5 protein-coding genes are annotated in these 5,584 nt (G+C 78.5%); 3 read left to right on the top strand and 2 right to left on the bottom strand.

All coding sequences use genetic code 11. The features are described from left to right. The first annotated feature begins 121 nt into the window (after nucleotides 1-121). From ACRYR7_RS23855 to ACRYR7_RS23865, 3 genes are read left to right on the top strand one after another with little or no spacing between them, the layout of a single operon-like run. The gene (locus tag ACRYR7_RS23855) at nucleotides 122-1,042 is read left to right on the top strand and encodes a metal ABC transporter solute-binding protein, Zn/Mn family (protein WP_432574751.1); all 921 of its coding nucleotides are present in this window, start codon (nucleotides 122-124) and stop codon (nucleotides 1,040-1,042) included. Continuing rightward, nucleotides 1,039-1,860: a metal ABC transporter ATP-binding protein gene (locus ACRYR7_RS23860; protein WP_432574752.1), complete on the top strand. Its 822-nt coding sequence runs from the start codon at nucleotides 1,039-1,041 to the stop codon at nucleotides 1,858-1,860. Before ACRYR7_RS23855 ends, ACRYR7_RS23860 begins: the two co-directional genes overlap by 4 nt. Further along, nucleotides 1,857-2,771: a metal ABC transporter permease gene (locus ACRYR7_RS23865; RefSeq protein WP_432574754.1), complete on the top strand. Its 915-nt coding sequence runs from the start codon at nucleotides 1,857-1,859 to the stop codon at nucleotides 2,769-2,771. Before ACRYR7_RS23860 ends, ACRYR7_RS23865 begins: the two co-directional genes overlap by 4 nt. A 25-nt stretch (nucleotides 2,772-2,796) precedes the next feature. Here ACRYR7_RS23865 and ACRYR7_RS23870 read toward each other — a convergent pair whose 3' ends face one another. After that, nucleotides 2,797-4,452: a GGDEF domain-containing protein gene (locus tag ACRYR7_RS23870; protein ID WP_432574755.1), complete on the bottom strand. Its 1,656-nt coding sequence runs from the start codon at nucleotides 4,450-4,452 to the stop codon at nucleotides 2,797-2,799. A 10-nt stretch (nucleotides 4,453-4,462) separates the two neighbouring features. Next, nucleotides 4,463-5,197 (bottom strand): ANTAR domain-containing protein, encoded by a 735-nt coding sequence (locus ACRYR7_RS23875; RefSeq protein ID WP_432574756.1) that lies wholly within the window; start codon nucleotides 5,195-5,197, stop codon nucleotides 4,463-4,465. Between the last annotated feature and the right edge of the window lie 387 nt (nucleotides 5,198-5,584).

A 5,584-nucleotide genomic window follows, 5' to 3' on the forward strand; every position in this document is an offset into this window, starting at 1 on the left:
GAGGGGTGGGGCGGGGGTGGGGCGGGGCTGGGTTGAGCCGGGCGGGGTGCTGGTGGCCCGGGGCACCGGGCCGACGGGGTTACCCTTCCCGACAACCGTTCCCATCGTCAGGAAGACGAGCATGCGCCGCCGCCAGCCCCTGGCCCTCGCCGCCGCCCTCGCCGCCGCCCTCGGCCTCGCCGCCTGCGGCGGGGAGGACGCCGCGACGGGCAGCGCCACCACCCCCGCCGCCGACGACGCCGTCACCGTCGTCGCCTCCACGAACGTCTACGGCGCCATCGCCTCCGCGATCGCCGGCGACGCGGCCACCGTCACCTCGATCCTGTCGGACCCCTCCGCGGACCCGCACTCCTACGAGGCGAACACCCGCACCCAGCTGGAGCTCTCGCGCGCCGACGTCGTGATCGAGAACGGCGGCGGCTACGACGACTTCGTCGACACGATGCTCGACGCCGCCGGCGACGCCGACCCGGTCGTGGTCGACGCCGTGGAGGTCTCCGGCAAGGACACCACCGGGGAGTTCAACGAGCACGTCTGGTACGACGTGGCCACGGTGCGCAAGGTCGCCGACGCGGTCGAGGCCGCGCTCGTGCAGGCCTCCCCGGACGACGCGGCCACGTTCACCGCCGGCGCCGACGCCCTGGACGCCCAGCTCGCCGGCCTGGAGCAGCGGATCGCCGGCGACGCCGGCGCCACCCGCGGGGCGCGCGTGGCCGTCACCGAGCCCGTGCCCGGCTACCTGCTGGACGCCCTGGGCGCCGAGGACGTCACGCCGGAGGAGTTCTCCGAGGCGATCGAGGAGGAGAACGACGTGCCGGCCGCGGCGCTGCGCGAGACCCTGGACCTGTTCACCGGCGGGCAGGTGGAGGCGCTGGTCTACAACGAGCAGACCACCGGCCCGCAGACCGAGCAGGTGCTGGCGGCGGCGCGCGCGGCCGGCGTCGCGGTGGTGCCGGTGACCGAGACGCTCCCCGAGGGGCAGGACTACGTGACGTGGATGACGGCGAACGCGGACGCGGTCGCGGCGGCGCTGCGCGCGTGAGGGGCGCGGAGGCGGGCGCGGCGCCCGTGCTGCGGCTGCGCGGCGCGGAGCTGGCCCACGGCGGGCGTCGGCTGTGGTCGGGCCTGGACCTGGACGTCGCCCCCGGGGAGTTCGTCGCCGTCCTGGGCGCCAACGGCGCGGGCAAGTCCAGCCTGCTGAAGGTCGTGCTGGGCCAGCAGCCGCTGCGCGCGGGCACCGTGGAGGTCGCCGGGCGCCCGGCGCGGCGCGGGGACCGGCGCATCGGCTACGTGCCGCAGCAGAAGTCGCTGGACCCGGCCACGCCGCTGCGCGCGCGCGACTTCGTGCGCCTGGGCCTGGACGGGCACCGCTGGGGCCCGCTGCTGCCCTCGCGGCGCGCGGACCGCCGCGTGGACGAGGTCCTGGAGGCGGTGGGCGCCACCGCCTACGCCCGCGAGCCGGTGGGGCGGCTGTCCGGCGGGGAGCAGCAGCGGCTGCGGGTGGCGCAGAGCGTGGTGGGCGAGCCGGTGCTGCTGCTGGCCGACGAGCCGCTGCTGTCGCTGGACCTGCACCACGCCGGCGCGGTCTCGGCGCTGGTGGACCGGTGCCGCCGGCGCACGGGCGCGGCGGTGCTGTTCGTCACGCACGACGTGAACCCCGTCCTGCCGTACGCGGACCGGGTGCTGTACCTGGCCGGCGGGCGCTTCCGCGTCGGCCCGCCCGACGAGGTGATGACCTCGCAGACCCTGTCGTCGCTGTACGGCTCGCCGGTGGAGGTGCTGCGCTCGGGCGGGCGGGTGCTCGTCGCCGGCGCCGGCGCGCCCGCCGAGCACCCGCACGCCCGCGAGGAGGTCTCGTGATCGCCTCCTCGGTGGCCTCGTCGGTCGCCTCGGTGGGCTGGGGCGACGTGTTCGACTTCCGCGACTACGGCGCCCTGCTGGAGCTGGTGCACAACTCGCTGTACGCCGGGGCGCTGCTCGGCCTGGTCGGCGGCCTGGTCGGCGTGCTGGTGATGGCGCGCGACCTGCCGTTCGCGGTGCACGGCACCTCCGAGCTGAGCTTCGCCGGCGGTGCGGCGGCCCTGCTGCTGGGCGTGGACGTCGTGCTGGGCTCCCTGGTGGGCTCGGTGCTGGCGGCGGTGCTCTTCGGGGTGCTGGGCAACCGCGCGCGCGAGCACAACTCCGCGGTGGGGGTGCTCATGCCGTTCGGCCTGGGGCTGGGGGTGCTGTTCCTGGCGCTGTACGAGGGGCGGGCGGCGAACAAGTTCGGCCTGCTCACCGGGCAGATCGTCGCGGTGGACGACCCGCAGCTGGTGTCGCTGGCGGTGATCTCCGCGGTGGTCCTGCTGGCCCTGCTGGTGCTGTGGCGCCCGCTGCTGTTCGCCTCGCTGGACCCGGAGCTGGCCGCGGCGCGCGGGGTGCCGGTGCGGCTGCTGTCGCCGGTGTTCATGCTCGTGCTCGGCCTGGCGGTGGCGATGAGCGTGCAGGTGGTGGGGGCGCTGCTGGTGCTGGCGCTGCTGGTGACGCCGGCGGCGGCGGCGCTGCGGGTGAGCTCCTCGCCGTACGTGGTGCCGCTGCTGTCGGTGCTGTTCGCGGTCGTGGCGGTCGTGGGCGGCACCCTGCTGGCGCTGGGCTCGACGGTGCCGATCAGCCCGTACGTGACGACGGTGTCCTTCCTGCTCTACCTCGGGTGCCGGCTGGTGGCGCGGCTGCGCCGGCCTGCGCAGCGGCCGGGCGAGCCCCAGCGCCCGCGCGCGGTCGAGGCGCTCTGAGCGGCGCCGCGCCGGGCGGCGGCGCTCACCGCCGCCGCTTGGCGCGGTACATGGCGCTGTCGCCGGCGTGCAGGAGCTGCGCGGCGTCCAGGTGGCGCCCGGCGCCGTCGGGCGAGACGGCGACCCCGACGGTGACGCCCACCGCGACCGCGGCGCGCGCGCCGGTGGCGGGGTCCTCCACCGGCGGCGACCAGCCCGCCAGGGCGTCGCGCAGCCGCTCGGCGAGGCGGTGCGCCTGCTCGGCACCGGTGTCCTCGCACAGGACGGCGAACTCGTCGCCGCCCAGCCGGGCCGGGGTGTCCTCCGGGCGCAGCACCGTGCGCAGCAGCGCGGCCAGGGAGCGCAGGACCACGTCCCCCGCGGCGTGGCCGCGGGTGTCGTTGACGGCCTTGAAGTCGTCCACGTCCAGGTAGAGCAGGGCGACGGAGCGGTGGTGGCGCCGGGCCCCGGAGAGGGCGCGGTGCAGCTCGTCGAGGAGCTGCGCGCGGTTGGCCAGGCCGGTGAGGTGGTCGTGGGTGGCGGCGTGCAGCAGCCGGCGCACGTGCTCCTCGTGGGCGCTGAGGTCCTGCAGGTGCACCACCAGGTGCGCGGGCGGGTCCGCCCCGCCGTCCGGGCGCGAGGCCGTGGCGCGCACCTCGCGCCAGCGGCCGTCGGGGTGCAGCACCCGCGCCCGGTGGGCCACCGCCCCGAGCGCGCCGCGCGCCAGGCCCGTGCAGGCGGCCGGGGCGGCGGGCTCGTCGGAGGTGAGGAAGCGGTGCAGGTCGCGGCCGACCACGTCGCTCCTGCGGTGGCCGAGCAGCTCCAGCGCGGTCCCGTCCGCCTCCAGCACGACGCCGGTGGCCGTGCACAGCAGCAGGCCCACCGGCGCGGGCGCCGCGTCCCGCCCGCCGGGCGCGTCCTGCCCGCCGGGCCCGTCCTGCCCGCCCATGACGTCGAGCCCGCCCAGGACGTCGAGCCCGCCCAGGACGTCGGCGGCCACGTCCCGCACCCGGCGGCCCGCGCGCCGCGCCGCCGCGCGCAGCAGGGCGTCCGCGGTGCGCGCGTCGCACCGGCGGGCGGTCGCCACGGCGCCCACGGCCCGTTCGACGAGCAGGCGGGAGGCGAGGTCGTGCTGCAACCGCCGCGCCCGCGACGCGGCGACCCGCAGCGCCCAGGCGTTGGCCAGGCACGTCCCGGCGCGCCGGCCGAACTCGCCCACCAGGGCGCGGGCCGGGTCGTCGAAGGCGCCGGGGCGACGGCCGTACAGGGCCAGCGCCGCCTGCACGCCGGGGGTCACGGGCAGGCCGTGCGCGAGCACGCTGGAGACGCCGTGGCGGTGCGCGAGCGCGGCGAAGCCGGGGTGGCGGCCCGGGGCGGCGGTGTCGTCCAGGACGGTCGTGGCGCCGGACGCGGCGGCCGCCAGGCACGGGCCGGGCCCGTGCAGCCGCTCGTCCAGGGCCGCGGCCGCCGGACCGCTGAAGGCGGCGTGCACCGCCCCGTCGTGCACGAGGACCGCGCACGCCTCGTCGGCGCCGGGCACGCAGTCGCGCGCCAGGACCGCCACCCGCTGCAGCACGGCGGGCAGCGGCGTGGCGGCGAGGTCGAGCGAAGCCAGCAGCAGGTGGGCGCGCTGCACGGCGGGCGCGGCGGTCGCGGCGGGCGCGGCGGCGTCCGCGGGGCGGCCGGCGCCGGTGGTGCCCACGCGGGCCCCCTCAGCGCCCGCGCCGCGGGACCGACTCGACCACCGACTCGGCGACCTCGCGCAGCTTGCGGCCGCTGCGCTGGGAGCGCCGGACGAGGTGGGCGAAGGCGGACTCCTCGCTGAGGCCCTCGCGGGCCATCACGATGCCCTTGGCGGTGCTGATGGTGTCGCGGGTGCGCAGCGCCTGCTCCAGCTGCTCGCTCAGGCGCCGGGCGGTCTGCAGGCTCTGCACGTTGGCGACGAGGACGCCCGCCTGCTCCGCGAGCGCGGTCAGGGCCCGCTCCGAGCGCTCGTCGTGGGCGCCCGGGTGCCCGCCGTAGGCGCCGACCACCCCCAGGCAGGTGCCGGCCACCACCATCGGCGCGCACAGGGCCGTGCGCACCGGCAGCCCGTGCACCGCGGACGTCCAGCGCGGCCAGCGCGTCTCGCGGGCCAGGTCGTGCACGCGCACCGGCCGGCGCGACTCCAGCGCGCTCGGGCCCGGTCCCTCCCGCAGCTCGTGCTGCAGGTCCTCGACCCGCTCGGCGACCGGGTCGGTGGCCGCGGCGCAGGTCCGCCGCCCGTGCTCGTCGACGAGGACGGCGCCGGCGGCGCTGGTGCCGGGCAGCGCCGTGCGCGCCAGGGAGGCGATCAGGCCGAGGGCGGCCTCCACCGTCAGCTCCGCCAGCAGCACCCCGGACAGCCGCGCGAGCACGCCGGCCAGCTCGTCCGGCACCGGGGCCCGCCGGGGACCGTCGACCACCACCGTGCAGCTCCTGATCCGGGGAGCGCGGACGCCGTGCCGCCCTCCCCCGCGTCGACGCCGGGCACCGGCGCCCCCGCGCCCGGCGAGGGCACGGGTCCGGGTCGGCGCACGCGCTCAGCACCGAGCCCGCGCGCTCCCAGGCGCCCCGCGCAGTGGCTGCTGACTGCGCAGGGCGCGCACGCTACCCCATGCGCGCACCGTCGGACACACGAAGGCGACGAGCCGCAGGAGCGTTGCGGCGCAGCGGGAAACGGCCGGCGCAGAACCACACGACCGGGCACGTCGGCGCAGGCTCGGGGGGTGCGCGGGGCCCGGTCCGGGCACGGACGGACATCGGCGGCGCCGCGCCGCACGACGACGCCCCCGGCCGGGGTCCCCGGCCGGGGG

This window comes from Kineococcus gurbantunggutensis (assembly GCF_050871925.1).
Lineage (GTDB): Bacteria > Actinomycetota > Actinomycetes > Actinomycetales > Kineococcaceae > Kineococcus.